Source organism: Hydrogenophaga sp., from assembly GCF_050182545.1.
Classification (GTDB): domain Bacteria; phylum Pseudomonadota; class Gammaproteobacteria; order Burkholderiales; family Burkholderiaceae_C; genus Hydrogenophaga.
This window is the reverse complement of record NZ_JBFXCD010000002.1, coordinates 323,598-344,196: the sequence shown is the minus strand read 5'-3', so window position 1 is coordinate 344,196 and position 20,599 is coordinate 323,598. Positions and strand designations below refer to the sequence as shown.

20 protein-coding genes and 1 pseudogene are annotated in these 20,599 nt (G+C 63.7%); 11 read left to right on the top strand and 10 right to left on the bottom strand.

Going from position 1 to position 20,599, the window contains the following annotated elements; translation table 11 throughout:
• Window positions 1-4: 4 nt before the first annotated feature.
• Together AB7P10_RS03705 and AB7P10_RS03700 are read left to right on the top strand one after the other, a co-directional pair.
• Window positions 5-1,159 (top strand): acyl-CoA dehydrogenase family protein, encoded by a 1,155-nt coding sequence (locus tag AB7P10_RS03705; RefSeq protein ID WP_428292489.1) that lies wholly within the window; start codon window positions 5-7, stop codon window positions 1,157-1,159.
• Window positions 1,156-1,641: a thioesterase family protein gene (locus AB7P10_RS03700; RefSeq protein WP_428292488.1), complete on the top strand. Its 486-nt coding sequence runs from the start codon at window positions 1,156-1,158 to the stop codon at window positions 1,639-1,641. The genes AB7P10_RS03705 and AB7P10_RS03700 overlap by 4 nt, the downstream gene beginning before the upstream one ends.
• Window positions 1,642-1,656: 15 nt before the next feature.
• Here AB7P10_RS03700 and AB7P10_RS03695 read toward each other — a convergent pair whose 3' ends face one another.
• A complete protein-coding gene (locus AB7P10_RS03695) occupies window positions 1,657-2,391 on the bottom strand; it encodes an SOS response-associated peptidase (RefSeq protein WP_428292487.1) in 735 nt (244 codons plus the stop codon).
• A 75-nt stretch (window positions 2,392-2,466) separates the two neighbouring features.
• On the opposite strand from AB7P10_RS03695, the pseudogene AB7P10_RS03690 reads away from it, so the two are divergent.
• The 5 genes and pseudogenes from AB7P10_RS03690 to AB7P10_RS03670 form a co-directional block, all read left to right on the top strand.
• Window positions 2,467-2,643, top strand: a pseudogene (locus AB7P10_RS03690) (hotdog domain-containing protein); the annotation flags it as partial.
• A 42-nt stretch (window positions 2,644-2,685) separates the two neighbouring features.
• A complete protein-coding gene (locus AB7P10_RS03685) occupies window positions 2,686-3,270 on the top strand; it encodes an HNH endonuclease (RefSeq protein ID WP_428292486.1) in 585 nt (194 codons plus the stop codon).
• Window positions 3,271-3,385: 115 nt separating this feature from the next.
• Window positions 3,386-3,835: a very short patch repair endonuclease gene (locus tag AB7P10_RS03680; RefSeq protein ID WP_428292485.1), complete on the top strand. Its 450-nt coding sequence runs from the start codon at window positions 3,386-3,388 to the stop codon at window positions 3,833-3,835.
• On the top strand, window positions 3,790-5,985 hold the full coding sequence (locus AB7P10_RS03675) for an ATP-binding protein (RefSeq protein WP_428292484.1): 2,196 nt from the start codon (window positions 3,790-3,792) through the stop codon (window positions 5,983-5,985). Before AB7P10_RS03680 ends, AB7P10_RS03675 begins: the two co-directional genes overlap by 46 nt.
• Complete coding sequence (locus tag AB7P10_RS03670) at window positions 5,982-7,373, top strand: hypothetical protein (RefSeq protein ID WP_428292483.1); 1,392 nt, start codon at window positions 5,982-5,984, stop codon at window positions 7,371-7,373. The genes AB7P10_RS03675 and AB7P10_RS03670 overlap by 4 nt, the downstream gene beginning before the upstream one ends.
• On the opposite strand, the gene AB7P10_RS03665 is transcribed toward AB7P10_RS03670, so the two are convergent.
• The 9 genes from AB7P10_RS03665 to AB7P10_RS03625 form a co-directional block, all read right to left on the bottom strand.
• Complete coding sequence (locus tag AB7P10_RS03665) at window positions 7,285-8,328, bottom strand: DNA cytosine methyltransferase (protein WP_428292482.1); 1,044 nt, start codon at window positions 8,326-8,328, stop codon at window positions 7,285-7,287. The two genes, AB7P10_RS03670 and AB7P10_RS03665, sit on opposite strands and share 89 nt — an antisense overlap.
• A gap of 157 nt (window positions 8,329-8,485) precedes the next feature.
• Window positions 8,486-8,878 (bottom strand): DUF2784 domain-containing protein, encoded by a 393-nt coding sequence (locus AB7P10_RS03660; RefSeq protein WP_428292481.1) that lies wholly within the window; start codon window positions 8,876-8,878, stop codon window positions 8,486-8,488.
• A 3-nt stretch (window positions 8,879-8,881) separates the two neighbouring features.
• A complete protein-coding gene (locus AB7P10_RS03655) occupies window positions 8,882-9,901 on the bottom strand; it encodes a GSU2403 family nucleotidyltransferase fold protein (RefSeq protein WP_428292480.1) in 1,020 nt (339 codons plus the stop codon).
• Between the two features lie 159 nt (window positions 9,902-10,060).
• Complete coding sequence (locus AB7P10_RS03650) at window positions 10,061-11,242, bottom strand: ABC transporter substrate-binding protein (RefSeq protein ID WP_428292479.1); 1,182 nt, start codon at window positions 11,240-11,242, stop codon at window positions 10,061-10,063.
• Window positions 11,243-11,300: 58 nt separating this feature from the next.
• Window positions 11,301-13,157, bottom strand: a complete 1,857-nt coding sequence (locus AB7P10_RS03645; RefSeq protein WP_428292478.1) for an AMP-dependent synthetase/ligase — start codon at window positions 13,155-13,157, stop codon at window positions 11,301-11,303.
• Between the two features lie 3 nt (window positions 13,158-13,160).
• Entirely contained in the window at window positions 13,161-13,949 is a 789-nt protein-coding gene (locus tag AB7P10_RS03640; RefSeq protein ID WP_428292477.1) for an ABC transporter ATP-binding protein, read from the bottom strand.
• A complete protein-coding gene (locus AB7P10_RS03635; RefSeq protein WP_428292476.1) occupies window positions 13,946-14,773 on the bottom strand; it encodes an ABC transporter ATP-binding protein in 828 nt (275 codons plus the stop codon). Before AB7P10_RS03635 ends, AB7P10_RS03640 begins: the two co-directional genes overlap by 4 nt.
• Window positions 14,774-14,888: 115 nt before the next feature.
• A complete protein-coding gene (locus AB7P10_RS03630) occupies window positions 14,889-15,965 on the bottom strand; it encodes a branched-chain amino acid ABC transporter permease (protein WP_428292475.1) in 1,077 nt (358 codons plus the stop codon).
• Between the two features lie 60 nt (window positions 15,966-16,025).
• Window positions 16,026-16,901, bottom strand: coding sequence for a branched-chain amino acid ABC transporter permease (locus AB7P10_RS03625; RefSeq protein WP_428292474.1), 876 nt, complete (start codon window positions 16,899-16,901; stop codon window positions 16,026-16,028).
• A 164-nt stretch (window positions 16,902-17,065) separates the two neighbouring features.
• Here AB7P10_RS03625 and AB7P10_RS03620 point away from each other — a divergent pair, with 164 nt between their 5' ends.
• From AB7P10_RS03620 to AB7P10_RS03605, 4 genes are all read left to right on the top strand, one after another.
• Entirely contained in the window at window positions 17,066-18,469 is a 1,404-nt protein-coding gene (locus tag AB7P10_RS03620) for an acyclic terpene utilization AtuA family protein (protein ID WP_428292473.1), read from the top strand.
• Window positions 18,466-18,846, top strand: coding sequence for an AtuA-related protein (locus AB7P10_RS03615; RefSeq protein WP_428292472.1), 381 nt, complete (start codon window positions 18,466-18,468; stop codon window positions 18,844-18,846). The genes AB7P10_RS03620 and AB7P10_RS03615 overlap by 4 nt, the downstream gene beginning before the upstream one ends.
• Window positions 18,843-19,643 (top strand): crotonase/enoyl-CoA hydratase family protein, encoded by an 801-nt coding sequence (locus AB7P10_RS03610; RefSeq protein WP_428292471.1) that lies wholly within the window; start codon window positions 18,843-18,845, stop codon window positions 19,641-19,643. Before AB7P10_RS03615 ends, AB7P10_RS03610 begins: the two co-directional genes overlap by 4 nt.
• Window positions 19,644-19,722: 79 nt before the next feature.
• A complete protein-coding gene (locus tag AB7P10_RS03605) occupies window positions 19,723-20,577 on the top strand; it encodes a hypothetical protein (RefSeq protein WP_428292470.1) in 855 nt (284 codons plus the stop codon).
• Window positions 20,578-20,599: the final 22 nt, after the last annotated feature.

Sequence of the window (20,599 nt, the reverse complement as noted above, 5' to 3'; positions counted from 1 at the left end):
TCCCATGCACCACGAATTCACCGCCGAAGACCGTGCCGCGCTCGTCGACACCGTGCAACGCTTCGCCACCCAGGCCGTTGCGCCCCACGTGCCCGCCTGGGAAGCAGCGGGCGAGCTGCCGCGCTCGCTGCACCGCCAGGCTGCGGCGCTCGGCCTGCTCGGCCTGGGTTACCCCGAGCAACTGGGCGGCACGCCCGCGCCCTGGCGCGCGCGCAACGCCCTGTCGCAATCGCTGGCGCGGTTTGGTGGCAGCGGCGGGGTGATGGCCAGCCTGTTCACCCACAACATCGGCCTGCCGCCCGTCCTGAAACACGGCACGCCCGAGCTGCAGGCCGAGATCATTCCGCCCGTGCTGCGCGGCGAACAGATCGCCGCCCTGGGCATCACCGAACCCGGCGGCGGCTCCGACGTGGCCGCGCTGCGCACCACCGCGCGGCTGGAGGGCAGCGACTACGTCATCGACGGCGAGAAGGTGTTCATCACCTCCGGCATGCGCTGCGACTGGATCACGCTGGCTGTGCGCACCGACCCGCAGAGCAAGGGCGCCAGCGGCATCAGCATGGTCGTGGTGCCCTGCAACGCGCCCGGCGTCTCGCGCAGCCGGCTGGACAAGATGGGCTGGCTCTGCAGCGACACCGCGCACCTGCGCTTCGACGGCGTGCGCGTGCCCGCGCGCTACCGGGTGGGCGACGAGGGCGCGGGTTTTCGCATGATCATGGGCAACTTCAACGGCGAGCGCCTGGCCATGTCCGCCATGGCGCTGGGCTTTGCCGAAGCCTGTCATGACGAAGCCCTGGCCTGGGCGCGCCAGCGCAGCACCTTCGGCGCGCCGCTGATCGAGCGCCAGGTGATCCGCCACAAGCTCATGGACATGCAGATGCGCATCCGCTCCACCCAGGCCTGGGTGGACGCGCTCGGCGACCGCGTGGACGCCGGTGACGAAGGCGCGGACTGGGTGGCGAACGTCTGCCTGCTCAAGAACCACGCCACGCAGACCATGCAGTTCTGCGCCGACGCCGCCGTGCAGATCCTCGGCGGCATGGGCTACATGCGCGGCACCGTCAGCGAGCGCGTGTACCGCGAGGTGAAGGTGATGACCATCGGCGGCGGCGCCGAGGAAATCATGAAGGAACTCGCCGCACGACAATGGGGCCTATGACAAGAAACACCCCTCCCGTCGCCGTCGAGTTCGAGCCCGAGTTCTTCGACGCGCTGAAGAACCTGTTCGAAGAAAAAATCGTCTTCAACAAGGTGCTCGGCCTGCAGATCACCGGCATCACGCCCGACAAGGTGACAGGGCGCATCGACATGAAGCCCGACCTGGTCGGCCACTACCAGCACGGCCGCGTGCACGGCGGCGTCGTGAGCGCCAGCCTTGACGCGATGGGCGGCCTGGCCTGCGTGGCCGCCATTGGCGCGCGCCACATGAACGAAGACCCCCTGCAGCGCCTGCAACGCTTCGCCAAGCTCGGCACCATCGACCTGCGCATCGACTACCTGCGCCCCTGCGTGGGCGAACACTTCGAACTCAGGGCCGAAGTCCTGCGCCTGGGCTCGCGCGTGGCCAGCACGCGCATGGAGTTTCTGGGGGCGGACGGGAAGCTGCTGTGTGCGGGGTCGGGGGCGTATATCGTGTCTTGACTTGATTGGGCTGCGTCAGCGCGGTCCCGGCTTGAGCAGATCGTCAATCAGCCCTTCCTTGCGCTCAGGCTCGGCGTCGAACACGTCGGCCGGTGCCAGTTTCAGCAGGGCCTGGGCCTGCTCCACCGTACCGGCCAGCCACTCGTCCACATCACCTTGCTCGATGGGCACCACGCTGCGCTTGTCCTGAAGGCTCTTGGGCAGTGGCTGGCGCGTGGCCGGGTTCACCTCAGGTTTGTGCATGCGGCTCATCAACGGGTGGCTGTTCGCACCCATCGTGAGCATGGTGTAGGACTCGTGCACGGCGCCCGTCTTGCGATCCACCCAGCGGTTCCACAGCCCGGCCAGGCCCCACGGCGCACCATCGGCCCGCCTGAACGACCACCACACGTTTTTGCCGGTTTCCCAGTTGGGCTCGTAGAACACCGTGGCCGGGATGATGCAGCGCTGGCCGCGCGCCCAGGCGTCGCGAAAGCTCGCCTTGGCGGCCATCTCTTCGGTGCGCGCGTTCCAGGTCGCGAACTTCACGTCCGGCGTGGTGGCAAACGGCGGTATCAAGCCCCAGCGCCCGGCCACCAGCTCCAGCGAAAAGCCCGCGTCATCCCGAGCCCGGCGCAGGAACGGGCCCGATTGCCGCGGAAACAACTCCACGGCGAACACCTTGCGCAACCACGCCTCGCTGTTGTCGCGGCCAATGCGCCAGGCGCGTTCGAAGGCGGCTTGGTCGGGGGTGATGTAGCGGGTGCACATGGATGGGGAGTGGCGCTATCGAATTGGACTCTGCATACCTTTCCAGATGCCTCGCATTTTTTTGGGCGGTGGTGCTGGTCGGGCACCATCCACCTGCGCATCGACTACATGCGCCCCTGCGTGGGCGAACACTTCGAACTCCGGGCCGAAGTGCTGCGCCTGGGCTCGCGCGTGGCCAGCACGCACATGGAGTTTCTGAGGGCGGAGGGCAAGCTGCTGTGTGCGGGGTCGGGGGCGTATATTGTTTCGTGAGTTCTGAGCTTACGACGCTGATGCCATTTAAGTTGTTTTTGCATGAAGCCTATATTCAAAACTGATCTGGAGGGGATTCGAAGGCAGAAGGCTGCTTTGACAAAGGCGATCGAGAGAAATCGATCGGATAAGTGGATTCTTCGCTTGTGGAGTCGGTACATCAAGGCGCGCGATATGTATCGTTGCTTGTGCTGTGATTCGGCAGAGAGGATTCAAGCTCACCACATCATCAGGAAGACGCTCTATCCTGGGTGCGCTTTCGACATCGGTAATGGCGTCACACTATGTCACGAGTGTCATGGGCGAGTGCATGCGGAATTCAATCGTCGGCCCGATTTAACCCTTCCCCTTGGCGCAGAGCAAGGCGATGACCAGGATGAGTGGGCCTTTCTTTTTGGACTCTTGCGTGATGACGCTGTTCTGCGGGGCCTGGATGAAGACGAGTTTTACTACCTGGGCGATCACATGCTCAAGTTTTCTGTGCGTTGCCAGGGGTACGAGGACTTCTATGACGGGGTCATGCGCGGAGAAATGAGCCGCATCAAGTTCGCCCATGAAATATGGCGAACAATGCCGCAAATTTGGTATACGAACTTGATTTCGGAACTTGTAAGCTTGAATATGTAGCGGTTTGGCGAAGGGCACGCGGGACTCCATGTCACGTGACCGTTCTTTGTCGCGAGCAGTAGGGGCTCGCAAGTTTTATGGCCCCACCGGGAAATTTCTTATCGAGATGTAAGTAATGGATATCGTCACACCAGAGAAGAGATCTCAGATGATGTCTGGCATAAGAGGCAAGAATACGAAGCCGGAGTTGGCAGTTCGCAAGCTTGTTCATGCGTTAGGCTATCGATTTCGCCTTCACCGCCGTGATTTGCCTGGGTCTCCGGACCTCGTGTTTCCTAGCCTCCGCAAGGTCATCTTCGTTCACGGGTGTTTCTGGCATCGACATTCCGGGTGCAGGTTTGCCTATACGCCTAAGTCGAACACCGAGTTTTGGCAAACCAAACTGAGCGTCAACATGTATCGGGACATCACTGCACAAAAAGCGTTAGTGGCCTCCGGGTGGGATGTCCTGGTAGTCTGGGAGTGTGAGGTCGCCGATCTGGTGGTGGTGTCTCAGAAAGTCCATGCATTCTTGACGCTATGTCTAACGTCATCATCAAGTCGAATGCCTGCGGCAGGAAAGTGAATATGTCAAGGAATGTGCCATTTAGGGTCCAGTCCCACGTGTTGAAACTACTCGGGGACGAACTCATCGGCCACGATCGTTTGGCTGTCTTCGAGCTCGTCAAGAATTCGTATGATGCAGACGCAACTGACGTCGATGTCACGCTCGCACTCAACGCGAACCCGCCGACGATCATCGTCAGCGACAACGGTGTCGGCATGTCAGGAGAAACGATCGAGAGTGCGTGGCTGGAAATCGGAACTGATTCGAAACGAAAAAAACTGGCGCGACCACGAAGTCCCATGGGACGGCTCCCTTTGGGGGAAAAAGGTGTTGGCCGCCTTGCGGTGCAGAAGCTTGGGGAGAAACTCAAGCTGACCACGTGTCAGGTGGGGCAACCGGAATTCGAGTTCTCCATTAACTGGACGCAACTCATCGACAGCGCGCGCTACCTGGGCGACGGATTGCACGTGCAGGTAGAAGAGAACTCTCAGCCAAAGGTATTCAAGAACGGACAGGGAACGCGTGTCGAGATTACCGGCCTACATCGCGAGCAATGGACTCGTCGTGAGATCCGTGATCTTTACCGACTGGTTTCGTCGCTGAGCAATCCCTTCGATGAGGCCAAGTCCTTCGTTGTGCATCTTCATCTGCCGGGCCGGGAGGAGGAAATCGAGGGGCTGCCCACACTTCAGCAGATGCTGGAGGCTGCAGTCTGGAACTTCGATTTCACGCTGGATGAAGCTGGTCTGCTAACGTGGGACTATTCATTCACGCCGCCCAGATTTAAGGGCCTGAAGGGAAGGGCGACTCATGGGAGTGAAAAGCTGCAGTTGCTCGAGCCGGACGAGGACGATCTTCCTGTCGAGATCGGACGCAGTCGCCAGAAGCGCGATGACAGAATTTTTTTGGCGAGCGACGACCTGAAAGGCATTGGCGCCATCAAAGGCAGGTTTCACGCGTTTCATCGGCGCGATGAAATTTTGAAAGCGTCAGGAGCACCGCAGCAGCTCAAGAAGTGGCTGGACAACCAGACCGGTGTGCGTGTCTACCGGGACAACATTCGCGTATTCAATTATGGGGAACCCGGGGAAGATTGGCTGGGTCTTGACGCGCGGCGCATCAACCGGCCTGCCGGCAAACTTGGTACGCAAAGCGTGATCGCCCAGATCGCGTTGAGCTTGGCGAGTAGCTCAGCACTAAAAGAGAAAACCAATCGCGAGGGTTTCGATGACAACGAGGCTTTCCAGCGACTGCGGCGAATCGTGCTCAGCATCTTTGACCGCTTCCAGCGTGAGCACGGCAGTGACAGAACCGAGATTGACAAGGCGTTGAAGGGCGAACAGGACGCCCCTCCACCGGTTCAGGATGCCTTGGAGAAACTGGAATCCCTTGGCAAGCAACACAAGCTGGAGAAGGAGGTCAAGCCCATCCTCCAGTCCATCCAGCAGGAACTGAAAACTTTCCGGGACGTCATGGTTTCGTCCGGATTGGCGGGCATGAACTTGGCACTCATCTTTCACGAGGTAGTCCATAGCATTGACCGAGTGCAACGCAAGCTGCATGGTGTAGCCGATCCGGAAGAGATCCGTCGCGAAATCGACCATCTGAGAAAGTTGCTCGACACGTTCAAGCCGCTGTTGCAGCGTGACCCACCACGCAAAGTGTCGGTGGAGGATCTGGTGGAGCGCGCAACCGGCATGCACGCAGATCGCTTCCAACGACACGGCGTGGTCTTCTCGAACTGGACGGCCGATCCCGAAAAGAAGCATTCGTTCACGCAACTGCTCCCGCGCGGCCTGATGGTAGCGGCGTTAAGCAATGTCATCGACAACGCGATCTACTGGACGCGATATCGTCGAGAGCGGGATGAGCGCGAAGCACCGGGCGCGATTCTGGTTTTGTCCCACTGGGGGGAGGAAACCGGCGGCCTCATCGCCATTGTCGACAACGGCCCCGGTTTCCAGTTGCCGCGTGATCAACTGGGAAGACCGTTCTTCTCCACGCGTGCAGGCGGCATGGGATTGGGCCTGTTCTATTGCAAGACAGTCATGGACTCGATTGGCGGTAAGCTGGAAGTTATCGATGCTGAAGAATTGAAGGATGTCGTCGACTTACCAGACGTCTATGATGGAACGGCAATTGTTTTTTCCTTTAAGAACGACAAATGATTCCACTTCACTCCCGTGTCGCAGCAATCGACGACGATGAAGACCATCTGCAAAAAATTGTGTGGGGTCTTGGGAGAGCCGGCTTTTGCCCTATCCCATTCTTCTTCAATGATGGAAAACTGGAGAGCCCTCCCGAGCAACCGCTGCGAGGGCTAAGAATCGTTTTCAGTGACATTCACATGATTGGCGGAGGGCCTCAGAACGAGAAGCTTCACTCAGCCAACATCATTCAGTGCTTGAAAAAAATTGTTGGGGATGGCCCATATGTCCTTATTTTCTGGTCACAGTTTCCGGAGGAGAGCGCCAGGATAGTCAAACTGATTGAAGAGCGTGCACTGGAGTCGAAGCTGACTCCACCGATCGGATATGCAGCTATCGACAAAAATCAGGTTTTCAATCTTGAACCTGGGAGCGGGGCAGAGGAATTCAATGCAGTTAAGCTACGTGACCTGATCCTGGAGAAGGTCTCGGAATTCAAAACATTAGCGGTCGCAACGTCGTGGGAGGATAGAGCCGCACGTGCCGCTGCTAGAACGACCGACCGTCTGTTCGGATTGGTGAAGAAGTCCGAAACAGTGAAGGACGACTGGGAGAAGTTGCTGGCGTTCCTGGCCTGCAAAGCAGTGGGTCAGCATGAAGCCATGGAGGGATTGACGGCAGCGCTTGATGCAGCCCTGATGCCACTACTTGAAGATCAGCTTTCACTAATCGGAAACGAGCCGACACCTGCAGCAGAAGACCTTCAGCGCCTATTGGACATTGTGTCCGTGGGAGACAGCCATGAGTGCCCCGCTGCTGTGGCCACGTCACAGCTCAACACCAGCTATCTGATCGAAGAATTCAATCCGGGTAATGGAATCAGAATGTGGGCGCGCGGCACGGTTACCGCACTTGGATCGGGCTTCATCAATTCAGGCCCGTTCGTGAGCTCCTTTGGACATGATGACGCGGCGCTGATCCGGCAGGAATTTGCGACGCGTGATCTGGACGCAGAAGAAAAAGGCGCGACCAAATTGCACATAGTGGAGCTCGGTCCGGAGTGCGATCATGTGCAAGGCAAGGTAAGCACGCATCGCTATCTACTGGCCCTGCTGGTGCCAGTGGCACTGATGGGTGCGTTCACAGGTGGTGCCAAAGGCAAGAAGGCGCCCAGTCGACCTTGCTACAGGAATGACAGCGTTATGGATATTGGCAAGATATCGCTCAATACGACGCAGCCTGGAGAGTGGCACCTCCTGGTGTCATGCCGGTGTTTTATGGCTCTTGCAGCGAAAACAGGCATCGCCGGCAAGCCGAGCTTCAGACTGCGACGCGCACTGATCGAGGAAGTCGCTCATCGGTATGCCACACATGCCCGACGACCGGGAGTGATGCGATTTCACGGGTAACCGCTGGCAGGCACAGCGATCGGACAATGGCGTCCATCACTGGCGAGCAGACCGCATTGCCCAGGAGCTTGACGCGCTCGCGCCGCGTAACTTCGGGAAAGATATAGTCGTCCGGGAAGCCCATCGCCTTGCGGATCTCAGAAGGCTGTAGCATCCGCATCCTGTGGCCGTGCGGGCCAGGGCGCACTAGTGCGAACCGGTCTACGGTGGTGACGGTTCTCAGTGGAGCATCAAGAGACTGCCACCCTCCCGATCCGTCGCTGCCGTAGTACACGATAAGAAATGAGGCGCCATCGCCTAGCTTTGCAATTGCGCGTTCAGCGCGTTCCAGCGTTCCCTTCGCCCGCGTTGGTGTACGTAAGGAAGTCATCGGCCAGATCCCGTCTGGATCAAGAATCGATCGAACCGTAGCAACCGCCATACCGGGAATCTTTACTGGAGTCGGCATACCCTTTGAGTCAGCCAACAAAAAGAGGCGCCGCCGTTTCTGTGGGACGCCGAAATCTGAGGCATCCAGAACCTGTTCGCGAAGGTGATAGCCAAGGTCGACCAGCTTTTCCTTGAGTTCGGGGTAGCGCGCCCACGGCCGCATGTGCACGACGTTCTCCAGCACGATCCAGCGGGGCTTCATGGCTTTGGCATAGCGAACGACCTGAAGAGCTGTTTCCTTGCTCTCCTCCGACTGTGGCCTACTGCCGCGCGCGCATGTATGGTGAGTGCACTCGGGCGAAGAAAGCAAAAGGTCAATCTCTCCAGTCTTTTGGAGTACGGCCGCAGGGGTCAGTCTACGGAGGTCCTGGTTGAAAACGGCGGCACCCGGGAAGTTGAGTTCGAAAGAATCCGTAGCGGGCGTCCAAAGATCAACACCACCGACAATGCGCGCGCCCGCGGACTTGGCGCCAAGGCTGCTACCGCCTCCACCACAAAACATGTCAAAAGTTCGAATCTCGCTCATCATTCCTCGCCTTGGCAAAACTGGCGCCAGGTTAGCAGGCGGATGCCGTGTCGCATAGCTATTTCGAACCTACTGTCGTATTACTGTTGTTTGATGTCCAGGATGGTCAGATGGTCCTTGCAAATTTTGCAATTCCACTCCTGTCGAATACTAGCTTTCACCGCCTCGGCCTCACCCCCCACCAAGCCACCCCCACCGCCACCGCAAACGCGGTGTAGGCCGCCACAAACACCCACCAGGGCGCCTCCCAGTACAGCAGCCGCGAGAGCCAGTGCTCGATGAAGCTCTCGCCGTAGCTGCCCTGGCCGGCGAGGCGGCGCAGGTCCTGTTCCCACACGGTGAGCGGGCACAGCTGGCCCAGCCAGGACTGGGCGGCGATGAAGGCCATCAGGGCCAGGTGGGTGAGGCGCAGGCCGAAGTGGCGCACCCAGCGCCAGCCCAATGCGCCGCCCACCAGGATCAGCGGCAGCAGGCCGACCACGAAGACGACGATGCCCATGTGCAGCGCCAGGAGGGCGTCGGCGAGCAGGGCGGCGGTGGTGGGTGTCATGTCCTAAGCCAGCGCCGTCGTGTCGATATCGGGGTGGCGCTTGCGCAGCGCCTTCAGGCCTTCGGCGGCCCGGCGCTGCCAACCCTGGCCGCGGTTGATCAGGTCCAGCCAGGTTTCATGCAGCAGGTCGGCGTCGTTGTCGGCGAGGTATTCGATGAGCGAGGCCGCCTGGTCCAGGTCCTTGGTGGCTTTCACCCGCATGTCCTGCGGGCGCTCGCCGTACACCAGCAGTTTGTGAAGGGCATATTTCTCGGGCGGTGGCGCGTTGACGGTGATGGCGCCGCGCTGTGCCAGCAGGGTCACCTGAATCGGCGCCTCCATGGAAAACTCCATGAACTTCAAGGGCTGCATGGTGGCGTTCAGTGCCTTGATGAGCACCGGGGTATCACCGCCCCGGTGCGTCGAGGTCACGAAGTCGATCTGCAGATCCTGCTCGTCGGACTTGATGTAGGTGGTGAGGCTGCTCACCGGCACGAAGCCCATCTTGAGTGCTTCGATTTCGCTGCCCATGTCCATGGTCACGTCCGAGGGAATGGCCACGGACACATTTCGCCCGGCATGGGCGAAGTCGAGATCAACGGTTTGCGCGCCCGAGTGCCAGCGCACACCCAGGTGGTTCTGGTAGGCCATGTACACGTGCGTACCCACCAGGATGCCGCCCGCCATGAAGAAGCCCGCGTCCGCCAGCCGCTCGATGATCTTCGCGTGCGAGGGGACGATGGGAGGGCAGCCCGCTGCAATGGCCTGGCGCGTCAATTGCCGCAGATGGGTTTTGGACTCGTCACCCCGGCGGTGCAGTTCGATCAGGGTGGTCAGCTCGTCGCTGGCCGTTCCCAGGAAGATCTGCTTCTGTTTGCCGGTCAGGTCCGGGGTCTGGTAGTACCAGTACGGGTTGCCCTTGATGACTTTTCGGGAGAAGCTGCCCGGCAGCGAGGCCACCGAGCGCACGCCGTCGAGCATGCTCGCGCTTCTGACGGCGGCATAGGCGGTCTGGGCGGCGGTGGAGAGTGGGGTGGACAGCATGCTGGTCGTTATACTGAGAAAAATGAAAATCAGTATAACTGCATTCCCGATGAACTGGCGGCCCCGTCAGCGGCATAAAAAAACCGCCAGCACACAAGGCACTGGCGGCTGCACGCAGGGCCTGCCGAGGCAGGCGGCGTCATATCAGTTCAGGTCACGTCATTTCGCGCCGTCGATCTTCATGTACTCCGAGACGACTTTCCAGCGGTTGTCCTGCAGCTGCGACAGGCGCGTGGCGTTGCTGCCCAGGCGCTTTTGCGGCCCGAAGGTCATTTCGGCGCTGCCGAAGATGTCGGGCGGGATCACCATGGTGTCCATGGCCTTGATGAAGCTCTCGGTGGTGAGGTTGTTGCCGGCCTTGCCCGCGGCGCGCAGGAAGGTGTCCACCAGCGAGTAGCCGTAGACCGAGAACACGGTCGGGTCTTCGTTGAACTTGGTCTTGTACTTGTTGGCCCAGAAGCGGATCGGCTGCGAGGCTTCGTCGGTGTAGGGGTTCTGCACCGTCATGGTGGCGTAGAGGCCGTTCATGGCCGGGCCGCCGAGCTTGTGGATCAGGTCGGTGTAGGCCGCGCTGGAGCCGATGAAGGTGGGGTTGAAGCCCAGGCGCTTGGCCGTGGCGATGCCGCCGATGGTCTCGCGGATGATGGTGCCCAGCACGACCATGTCGCACTGCTCGGAGGCCAGCTTCTGCATCTGTGAAGAGAAGTCGGTGGCGCCGCGCTTGTAGCTGGTTTCCACCGCCAGCGTCATGCCCGCGGCCTTCAGCCCGTCTTCGGCACCGCGCTTGACTTCCAGGCCGAACTCGTCGTCCTGGTACATGGTGCAGACTTTCTTGGCGCCCTTTTCCTTGGCCAGCTTGGGCACGGCGATCTTCATCTGGTCGTAGTAGGTGGCGGCAAAGCTGTACTTGAGCTTGTGGAAGGGCTCGTACATCTCGCGCGCGGCCGTCACGGGGAAGAAGTTGATCACGTTCTTCTGGAACTGCACCGGCATGGCGGCCATGTTCTGCGCGGTGCCGATGTGGCCCACCATGGCGAAGATCTTGTCCTGGTTCACGAGCTTCTGCGCGGCCAGCACCGCGCGGCGCGGGTCGTAGGCCGAGTCTTCCACCAGCAGGCGGATCTTGCGGCCGTTGATGCCGCCTTGCTCGTTGGCCTCGTCAACCCGCAGCATCATGCCCAGGCGCACCTGCTTGCCGAAGCCGGCGATGGGGCCGGAGAGATCCTGGATCGAGCCGAGCACGATTTCGTTCTTGCTCACGCCTTGCGTCTGCGCAAGCGCAGCGCCGCTGCCGAGCGCCAGCGCTGTGGCGGCGGCCATCAGTGTCAAACGGGTCTTCATGTGTGGTGTCTCCTTGGGTGGTGGTTCGTCGTCTGCGTTGTCAACGGGTTGGCCGGCATCAGCGGTACATGGCATCGATCTGGGGTTCGTACTTGGTCTGCACCAGCTTGCGCTTGAGCTTCATGGTCGGCGTGAGTTCTTCGTCCTCGGCGCTGAGTTGGGTGTCGAGCAGGAAGAACTTCTTGATCTGTTCGACCCGGGCGAACTTCCTGTTCACGCGGTCGATCTCGGCCTGGATCAGGGCCTGCACCTCGGGTGCGCGGGTCAGGCTGGCGTAGTTGGAAAACGGCACGTCGTTGTCCTGCGCATACTTCTCCACGTTCTCCTGGTCGATCATGATGATCACGGTGAGGTAGGGGCGCTTGTCGCCGATCACCACGGCATCGGTCACGTAGGGCGAGAACTTCAGTTCGTTCTCCAGCTCGCTGGGCGTGATGTTCTTGCCCCCTGCGGTGATGATGATGTCTTTCATGCGGTCGGTGATGCGGAAAAACCCTTCCTCATCCACCGTGCCCACATCGCCCGTGTGCAGCCAGCCGTCCTTGTCGATGGTCTCGGCGGTTTTCTCGGGCAGGTTCAGGTAGCCCATGAACACATTGGGCCCGCGCACCAGGATCTCGCCGGTCTGCGGGTCGAGCTTCACCTCGTTGTAGCTGGCGGCCGGGCCGATGCTGCCGGGCTTGATGCGCTCGGCCGGGATGCCGGTGGAGGCGCCGCAGGTCTCCGTCATGCCCCACACCTCCAGCATGGGCACGCCCAGTGCCAGGTACCAGCGCACCAGGTCGGGCGAGATGGGCGCGGCGCCCGTGACGAGAAAACGCGCCTTGTGGATGCCGATGAGCTTGCGCACGTTGTCCAGCACCAGCAGCCGCGCCACGGTGAAGCGCATGCGCAGGCTGGCAGGCACGGGCTGGCCGGCCAGCACCAGGTCGGCCACCTGCTGGCCCACGCCGATGGCCCAGGCGTAGGCCGCCTGCTGCGCCTTGCCGGCTTCCTTGAGCGCGATCATCACGCCCGAATAGAACTTCTCCCACACGCGCGGCACGGCGGTGAACACCGTGGGCGCGATCTCGCGCACGTTTTCGGGCACGGTCTCGGGGTTCTCGACGAAGTTGAGCTTGGCCCCGGTGTAGAGCGAGAAGTACTCGCCGCCCATGCGCTCGGCGATGTGGCACAGCGGCAGGAAGCACATGCACTCGTCGTTCTCGTCGCGCGCGATCAGCGTGTTGTAGCCGCGCACGGTGTAGACCAGGCCCTTGTGGCTGTGCATCGCGCCCTTGGGGCGGCCGGTGGTGCCCGAGGTGTAAACGAGGATGGCCAGGTCCTCGGGCTTGACGGAGGCCACGCGCTGCTCCAGCAGGCCGGCGTGTTCGCGCAGGTGAGCGCGGCCGAGTTCGCGCAGCGCGGCCAGGCTGATCACCTGCGGGTCGTCCAGGTCGCGCAGGCCTTCCATGTCGCAGACCACGATCTTCTTGAGCAGCGGCAGCTGCGCGCGCACCTCCAGCGCCTTGTCCAGCTGCTCGTCGTCCTCGACGAACAGCACCGTGGTGCGCGAGTCCTCGCACAGGTACTGCACCTGCTCGGCCGCGTCGGTCGGGTAGATGCCGTTGGCCACGCCGCCGGCGCTGAGCACAGCCAGGTCGCACAGCACCCATTCGATGGTGGTGTTGGAGAGGATGGACGCGGTCTCGCGCGCCTCGAAGCCCAGTGCCATCAGGCCGTGGGCGATCTCGCGCACGGCGGTGCCGGTTTCGTCCCAGGTCCAGGCGCGCCAGATGCCGTAGTCCTTCTGGCGCATCCACACCTTGGGGCCGCGCGCCTTCACGCCGTTCCAGAACAGGGCCGGAATGGTCTCGCCGGGCAGCACCACTTCGGTCTGCGGCTTGATGTGGGAGAGGTCCCAGAGGTAAGTCATGCGTTATCTCCAGTTCTTCTTTTTCTTCCAGCGCCGCTCGCCGCGGGCACCTTCTTCCTTCATGCCGAGGTAGAACTCCTTGATGTCGTCCTTCTCGCGCAGGTGGGCGCAGGTGTCTTCCATGACGATGCGGCCGTTCTCCAGCACATAGCCGTAGTCGGACGCGTTGAGCGCCATGTTGGCGTTCTGCTCCACCAGCAGGATGGTGGTGCCGCGTTCGCGGTTGATGCGCACCACGATCTCGAAGATTTCCTTGGTCAGCTTCGGGCTCAGGCCCAGGCTGGGCTCGTCGAGCAGGATCAGGTCGGGGTTGGCCATGAGCGCGCGGCTGATGGCCAGCATCTGCTGCTGCCCGCCCGAGAGCAGGCCGGCGTCCTGCGCGGCGCGTTCGCGCAGGATGGGGAAGTAGGTGAACACGGCTTCCATGTCGCGCGCCACGCCGTCGCGGTCGGAGCGGGTGTAGGCGCCCATGAGCAGGTTGTCGCGCACCGAGAGCAGGGGGAACACCTCGCGCCCCTCGGGCACATGGCTCAGGCCCTGCTGCACGATCAGCGCCGGGTCCTGCGCGGTGATGTTCTCGCCCTTGAACTCGATGCTGCCCTTGCGCGGGTCGATGATGCCGCTGATGGTCTTGAGGATGGTGGTCTTGCCCGCGCCGTTGGACCCCAGCACGGTGGCGATCTCGCTGCGGCGAACCTGCAGGCTCACGCCGCGGATGGCCTTGATCGGGCCGTAGGCGCTCTCGACGTTGAGCAGCTTGAGGACCGGCATGTCGGTGGTCGGTATGCTCATGCGGCCACCTTCCCGTGGTTCTCGCGGCGCAGGCTGGAGACGTCGTCCATCGAGCCGAGGTAGGCCTCGATCACGCCCGGGTGGTTCTGCACCTCGGTCGGCGTGCCCGAGGCCAGTTCCTCGCCCTGGCTCATGGCCAGCACGCGGTCGGACACCTTGGAGACCAGGCTCATGTCGTGTTCGACCATGAGCACGGTGATGCCCAGCTCTTCCTTGATGTCGGTGATCCAGAACGCCATGTCGTCGGTTTCTTCCACGTTCAGGCCCGAGGAGGGTTCGTCCAGCAGCAGCAGCTGGGGTTCGGTGCACAGCGCGCGCGCCAGTTCGACCACCTTGCGCACGCCGTAGGGCAGGCCGGCCACCATGGACTCGCGGTGGTGCTGCAGGTCCAGCAGCTCGATCACGTGTTCCACCTTCTCGCGCGCCTCGATCTCGGCCGCGCGCGTTTTGCCGGTGAAGAAGATCTCGCTCCACAGACCGGTGCGCCGGTGCGTGTGGCGCCCGATCAGCAGGTTCTGCAGCACGGTGGCGTGCTCGAACAGCTCGATGTTCTGGAACGTGCGCGCGATGCCCAGGCGCGCGATCTGGTGCGGCGCCTGGTCGGTCAGGCGCAGCATGCCGTCGGGGCCGGCGTAGTCGATGGTGCCGGTGGTGGGCGTGTAGATGCGGCTGATCAGGTTGAACACCGTGGTCTTGCCCGCGCCGTTGGGGCCGATCAGGGTGAACACCTCGCCGCGCTTCACATCGAAGCTGACGTTGTTGACCGCCAGCACGCCGCCGAAGCGCACGCTGAGGTTCTTGGCTGACAACAGGATTTCACTCATGAGCAAGCCACCTTGGCGTGAGTAGGCATTCGTCCAGAAATGCCGCAGAACTGGCTTTGCCAGGCTGCAGGCATTGCCCCCTTGAGGGGGTGACGCGAAGCGGCGCGGGGGTGGTTCATTTCAATCGATCCGATTTCTGGAAGGTCTTCTGCCGCTTGAACATGCCCTTGCGATAGAACGGGAACAGCTGCACATAGGCGCGCACCTTGAGCCAGCGCCCATACAGGCCCATGGGCTCGAACAGCACGAAGGCGATCAGCACGAGGCCGTAGACCGTGCCCTGCAGGCCGGCGGCCTGGCCGATCGCGGCGGGCAGGAAATCCTTGCCGAGCGAGATCAGCTGCGGCATGACGATGAGGAAGATCGCGCCCAGGAAGGCGCCGTGGATCGAACCCAGCCCGCCAATGACCACCATGAGCAGCAGGTCGATCGACTGGATGATGCTGAACTGCTCGGGCGAGAGGAACTGGATCTTGTGCGCATACAGCGCACCACCGATGCCCGCCAGCGCAGCCGAGAGCGCGAAGGACAGCGTCTTGTAGCGCGCCAGGTGGATGCCCATGCTCTGCGCCGAGATCTCCGAATCGCGGATGGCCACGAAGGCGCGCCCGGTGGACGAGCGCATGAGGTTCACGATGGCCAGCGTGGCCAGCACCGTGACCACCAGGCACAGGAAGTAGAACTCGTTGGTGGAGTCCAGTTCCCAGCCGAACAGGGCGGGGTACTGCACCAGCAGGCCGGCGTTGCCGCCGGTCACGGGTTCCCAGCGCGCCATGACTTCCTCGACGATGAAGCCGAAGGCCAGCGTGGCCATGCCCAGGTAGATGCCTTTCACGCGCAGCGCCGGCAGACCCACCACCATGCCCACCGCCGCCGAGAGCAGGCCCGCGCAGGCCAGCGCCAGCGGAAACGGAATGCCCGCGTTGACCATGATGGCCTGCGTGTACGCGCCCACGCCGAGAAACGCCGCGTGGCCGAGCGAGAACAGGCCGGTGAAACCCGCCAGCAGCATCAGCCCCAGGCCGACGATGGAGTAGATCAGCACGAAGGTGAGCTGGGCCAGCCAGTACTCCTGGATGAGCCAGGGCGCGGCCAGCAGGAACAGCATCAGCAGGCCGTACCAGAAGGTGTGGCCGCCGTGCTTGGCCAGGCGGATGTCCTGGTTGTAGTCGGTCTTGAAGAGAAATCTCATGGTTCCCGATCAGTCGGGGTCAGAGCACGTCGCTGCGCGAGTAGCCTGACCCACAAGTCATCACACTTTCTTCCGCAGCTTCTCGCCGAACAGGCCGTTGGGCTTGAGCACCAGCATGATCAGCACGACGATGTACGGCGCCACGTCCTTGAAGCCTTCGGGCAGGTAGAAGCCGGAGAGCGCTTCCACCGTGCCGATGATCAGCCCGCCCACGATGGCGCCGGGCAGGCTGCCGAAGCCACCCACCACGGCCGCCGGAAAGGCCTTGAGGCCGATGAAACCCATGTTGGCGTGCACGAAGGTGATGGGCGCGAGCAGCAGGCCTGCGATGGCGGCCACCGCCGCCGCCAGGCCCCACACCAGGCCATTGAGCCGCTTGACCGGAATGCCCATGTAGTAGGCGGCCAGCTGGTTCTGCGACGACGCCTGCATGGCGATGCCCAGCTTGCTGTAGCGGAACATCGCGAACAGGCCGGCGCAGAGGAGGGCGGTGGAGCCGATCACCACGATCTGTTCGGCCGAGACCACCAGCCCGCCCATGCGCAGCACCTCGTTGGCGTAGGGCACGGGCAGGGTGTGGGTGTCAGTGCCGATGTCGGGGATCATGGTGATCAGCCCGCGCAGCGTGTAGCCCACGCCGATGGTGAGCATCACGATGGAGAAGGCCGGTTGCCCCAGGATGGGGCGGATCACCACGCGTTCGAGCAGCACGCCGAACAGGCCCATGGCGGCGATGGCGGCCGGCACCGAGAGCCAGAACGGAAAGCCCAGCATGGTCATGGCGGCCAGGCCGCCGAAGGCGCCGACCATCATCAGGTCGCCCTGGGCAAAACTCACCGTTTCGGTGGCCTTGTAGATCAGCACGAAGCCCAGGGCGATGAGTCCGTAGATACAGCCCTGGGCCACACCGCTGATGAGCAGTTGCAGCAATTGCACGCGTTGTCTCCTTGGTGTCCGACCGCCCTGGTGGTGCCGCGGTGCTGCAATCTGTATGGCAGGCCTGTCAGATGTTGTGCGCAATTTATAGCTGTCCTGCGTGGGACTGCCGCTAGGGGTTGTCCCCCATCCTGAGTCGCCGAGGCGCCATGAAGATCAGGCACATGAAATCCGTACGCATTGGCGCCGGCCTGGGCTTCTACGGCGACAACTGGGAGCCCGTGGCCGCGAGCATCGAGCGCGGCGATGTGCAGTTCATCGCCAGCGATCACTTGGCCGAACTCACGCTGGCCATCCTGCAGAAAGACCGCCAGCGCGACCCGGCGCTGGGCTACGCGCGCGACGTCGTGCCCATGCTGATGAAGCTCTGGCCGCTGATGCGCGCGCGCGGCGTGCGCTTTGTATGCAATGCGGGCGGCCTGAACCCGGCGGGCGCGGCGCAGGCGGTGCTGGCCGCGTTCAAGGCGAACGGCTGGCCGGCGCGCGTGGCGGTGGTGACGGGCGACGACGTGCTGCCGCGCCTGCTTGACAATGCCCAGCCCGACGATGCATTTGCCCACCTGTTCACCGGTGCGCCGGTGGCGGGCGTGCGCGAACGCCTGGTGTTCGGCAATGCCTACCTGGGCGCGAAACCCATCGTCGCCGCGCTGGACGCTGGCGCGGACATCGTGATCACCGGCCGCGTGGCCGACGCCGCGTTGTTCCTCGGGCCGCTGGTGCACGCACTGGGCTGGACGCTGGAGGGCGCGCGCAGCCAGCGCGACCTGGACCGGCTGGCGCAGGGCCTCACCGTCGGCCATCTGCTGGAGTGTTCGGGCCAGGGCAGTGGCGGCAACTTCGGCAGCCAGGGCGCGTGGCAGGCCATTCCGGACCTGACACACATCGGCTACCCCATTGCCGAGGTGCATGAGGACGGCACCGCCTTCATCACCAAGGCACCCGGCACCGGCGGGCGCGTCAACTTCGACACCGTGCGCCAGCAACTGCTGTACGAGGTGCACAACCCGCACGCCTACTTCTCGCCCGACGTGGTGCTGGACATGGGCGGCATCGCGCTGACGGACGAAGGGCATGACCGCGTGCGCCTCACCGGCGCGCGCGGCGCGGCACCCACCGACACCCTCAAGGTGGTGGCGGGCTACCGCGACGGCTACAAGGCCGAGGTCACCTGGGGCTTTTCGTGGCCCGACGCCTGGGACAAGGCGCAGGCCGCGCAGGCCACCATCCGCACGCTGTTGCAGGACAAGCGCATCCCGCACGACGAACTGTATGTGGAGTACCCGGGCCTGAACTCGGCCCATGGCGCGCTGGCGCCCCTGCCGGCGGCCGATGCGCTGAACCAGAGCAACGAGATCTGGACCCGCTTGGTGCTGCGCACGCCCGACAAGGCCGCCGCCGACGGCTTTGGCCGCCTGTTTCCCTGGATCGGCCTGAGCGGGCCGGCCTACACCTGCGGCTTCACCGGACTGCACAACACCAGCGAGCTGCTGGGCATCTGGCCGACGCTGATCCCGCGCGCGGCGGTGGAAGCCGGTGTCCGGATGGACATCTTCGGAGACGCAGCATGACGGCGATCCGCATCCCTCTCGTGCGCATCACCCATGCGCGCAGCGGCGACAAGGCCGACTGGGTGGACTTCGGCCTGTTCGCCTGGAACGAAGCGGGCTACCGGCTGCTGGCGCGCGAAGTGACGGCGCAGCGCGTGCAAGCGCACTTCGCACCCTGGCTGCCGGGCGAGGTGGACGCCTGGCCGCTGCCCAACATCCTGGCGCTCAAGTTCGTGCTGCGCGGCGCCCTGCAAGGCGGCGGCGCGCGCAACCTGCGGCTGGACAACCTGGGCAAGGCCATGGCGGGGGCGCTGTTGCGCATGGAAATCGAAGTGACGCCGGCCGAACTGGATGAAGCCCTGAACGCGCCGCGTGTGGGCTGGTGGGGCGACGCATGACCCCATCCGCCGTCACCACCGAGCAACTAGGCGACATCTGGGTCGTCACCCTTGATCGCCCCGAAGTCCGCAACGCCGTCGACGGCCCGACCGCGCAGGCCCTGCACGCGGCCTTCCTCGCGTTCGAGGACGACGCCGACGCGCGCGTGGCGGTGTTCCACGGTGCGCACGGCCACTTCTGCGCCGGCTGGGACCTGCAGTACGGCGCGCGGCTGGCGGCCTCGGGCGAGACCGGCGGCCTGGGCCAGCTCGACTTCGCCAGCGACGACGCGCGCGCCATCGGCCCCATGGGTCCTTCGCGCCTGCGGCTGTCCAAGCCCGTGATCGCCGCCGTGAGCGGCGCGGCCGTGGCCGGGGGCATGGAGCTGGCGCTCTGGTGCGACCTGCGCGTGATGGAGGAAGACGCGTATTTCGGCGTCTACTGCCGCCGCTTCGGCGTGCCGCTGATCGACGGCGGCACCGTGCGCCTGCCGCGCCTGATCGGCATGGGCCACGCGATGGACCTGATCCTCACAGGTCGCAAGGTGGAAGCACCCGAAGCACTGCAGATGGGGCTGGCCAACCGCGTCGTGCCCAGCGGCCAGGCGCGCGAAGCGGCGATGGCGCTGGCGCGCCAGCTGGCGGGTTTTCCGCAGGCCACGATGCGCGCCGACCGCGAAAGCGCGTTCGCGCAATGGGACATGCCGCCGGGCGAGGCCTTGCAGCAGGAATGGGCGCGCGGCAAGGCGCGCATCCCCGACGCGCTGGAAGGCGCGCAGCGCTTCGCGGCGGGGCAGGGGCGACACGGCCGGTTCTGAGCCTTGTCGCGCCGCTCGCTGGCGACTACGCTTGCGCGTTCGCCCGGTTCGCCGGGTCCCGTTGCCAGGAGCCCATGGCATGTCAAGCCGTTTGATGTTTCCGATCCCGCTTCTGATGGCCATGGCAACCGCCGCCGCCGCATGGGCGCAGGCCGTGCCCGGCGGTGGTGTCTGTGGCGAGGTGGTTTCTGTGGTGACCCGCGAGGGCAGCAGCACGCGCATGGCTGTGCGGCCGCCTGCGTCCGGTGCGCCGGTCACGCTGTTGCTGCTGCCCGGTGGACACGGACACATCGACCTGGACGACAAGGGCTGCGCGCGCCAGCTCAAGGGCAACTCGCTGGTGCGCTCCGTGCCGCTGTTCGGCGCGTCCGGCTTGGGCACGGCGCTGGTGGACGCACCCTCTGACTGGCAGGGCGAGGACGGCCTGGGCGGTTACCGCATCGCGCCGCAGCACGCGCAGGACCTGGGCCGGCTCATCACCACCTTGCGCGCACGCACGGGCGGCGCGGTCTGGGTGGTGGGCACCAGCCGCGGGGCCATTTCGGCCGTGAACGCCGCGTCGCGCCTGAGCGGGGCGGCCGCGCCCGACGGCCTGGTGCTGACCTCGGCGCTGATGGCCGGCCAGGCAGGTATGAAGAAAGACTGGGTGGCGCATTCGGTGTTCGACCTGCCGCTGGAAGACATCCGCCAGCCCGTGCTGGTGCTGGGCCACGCCAGCGACACTTGCGTGCGCTCACCGCCCGGCGAGATGGGGCGCATCGTCGCCCGCACCCGGGGCCCGCGCCAGCAGGTGGCCAACATGACCGGCGGCCCGGCGCAGCAGGCGCCGCGCGGGCTCGAGGCCTGCGAAGGCCGGACGCCACATGGCTTTGTCGGCCAGGAGGCGGCGATGGTGGAGGGCATCGCGCGCTTCGTGCGCGGCGCGCCGTTCTGATGGGCCGCTTCCTATGATGGCG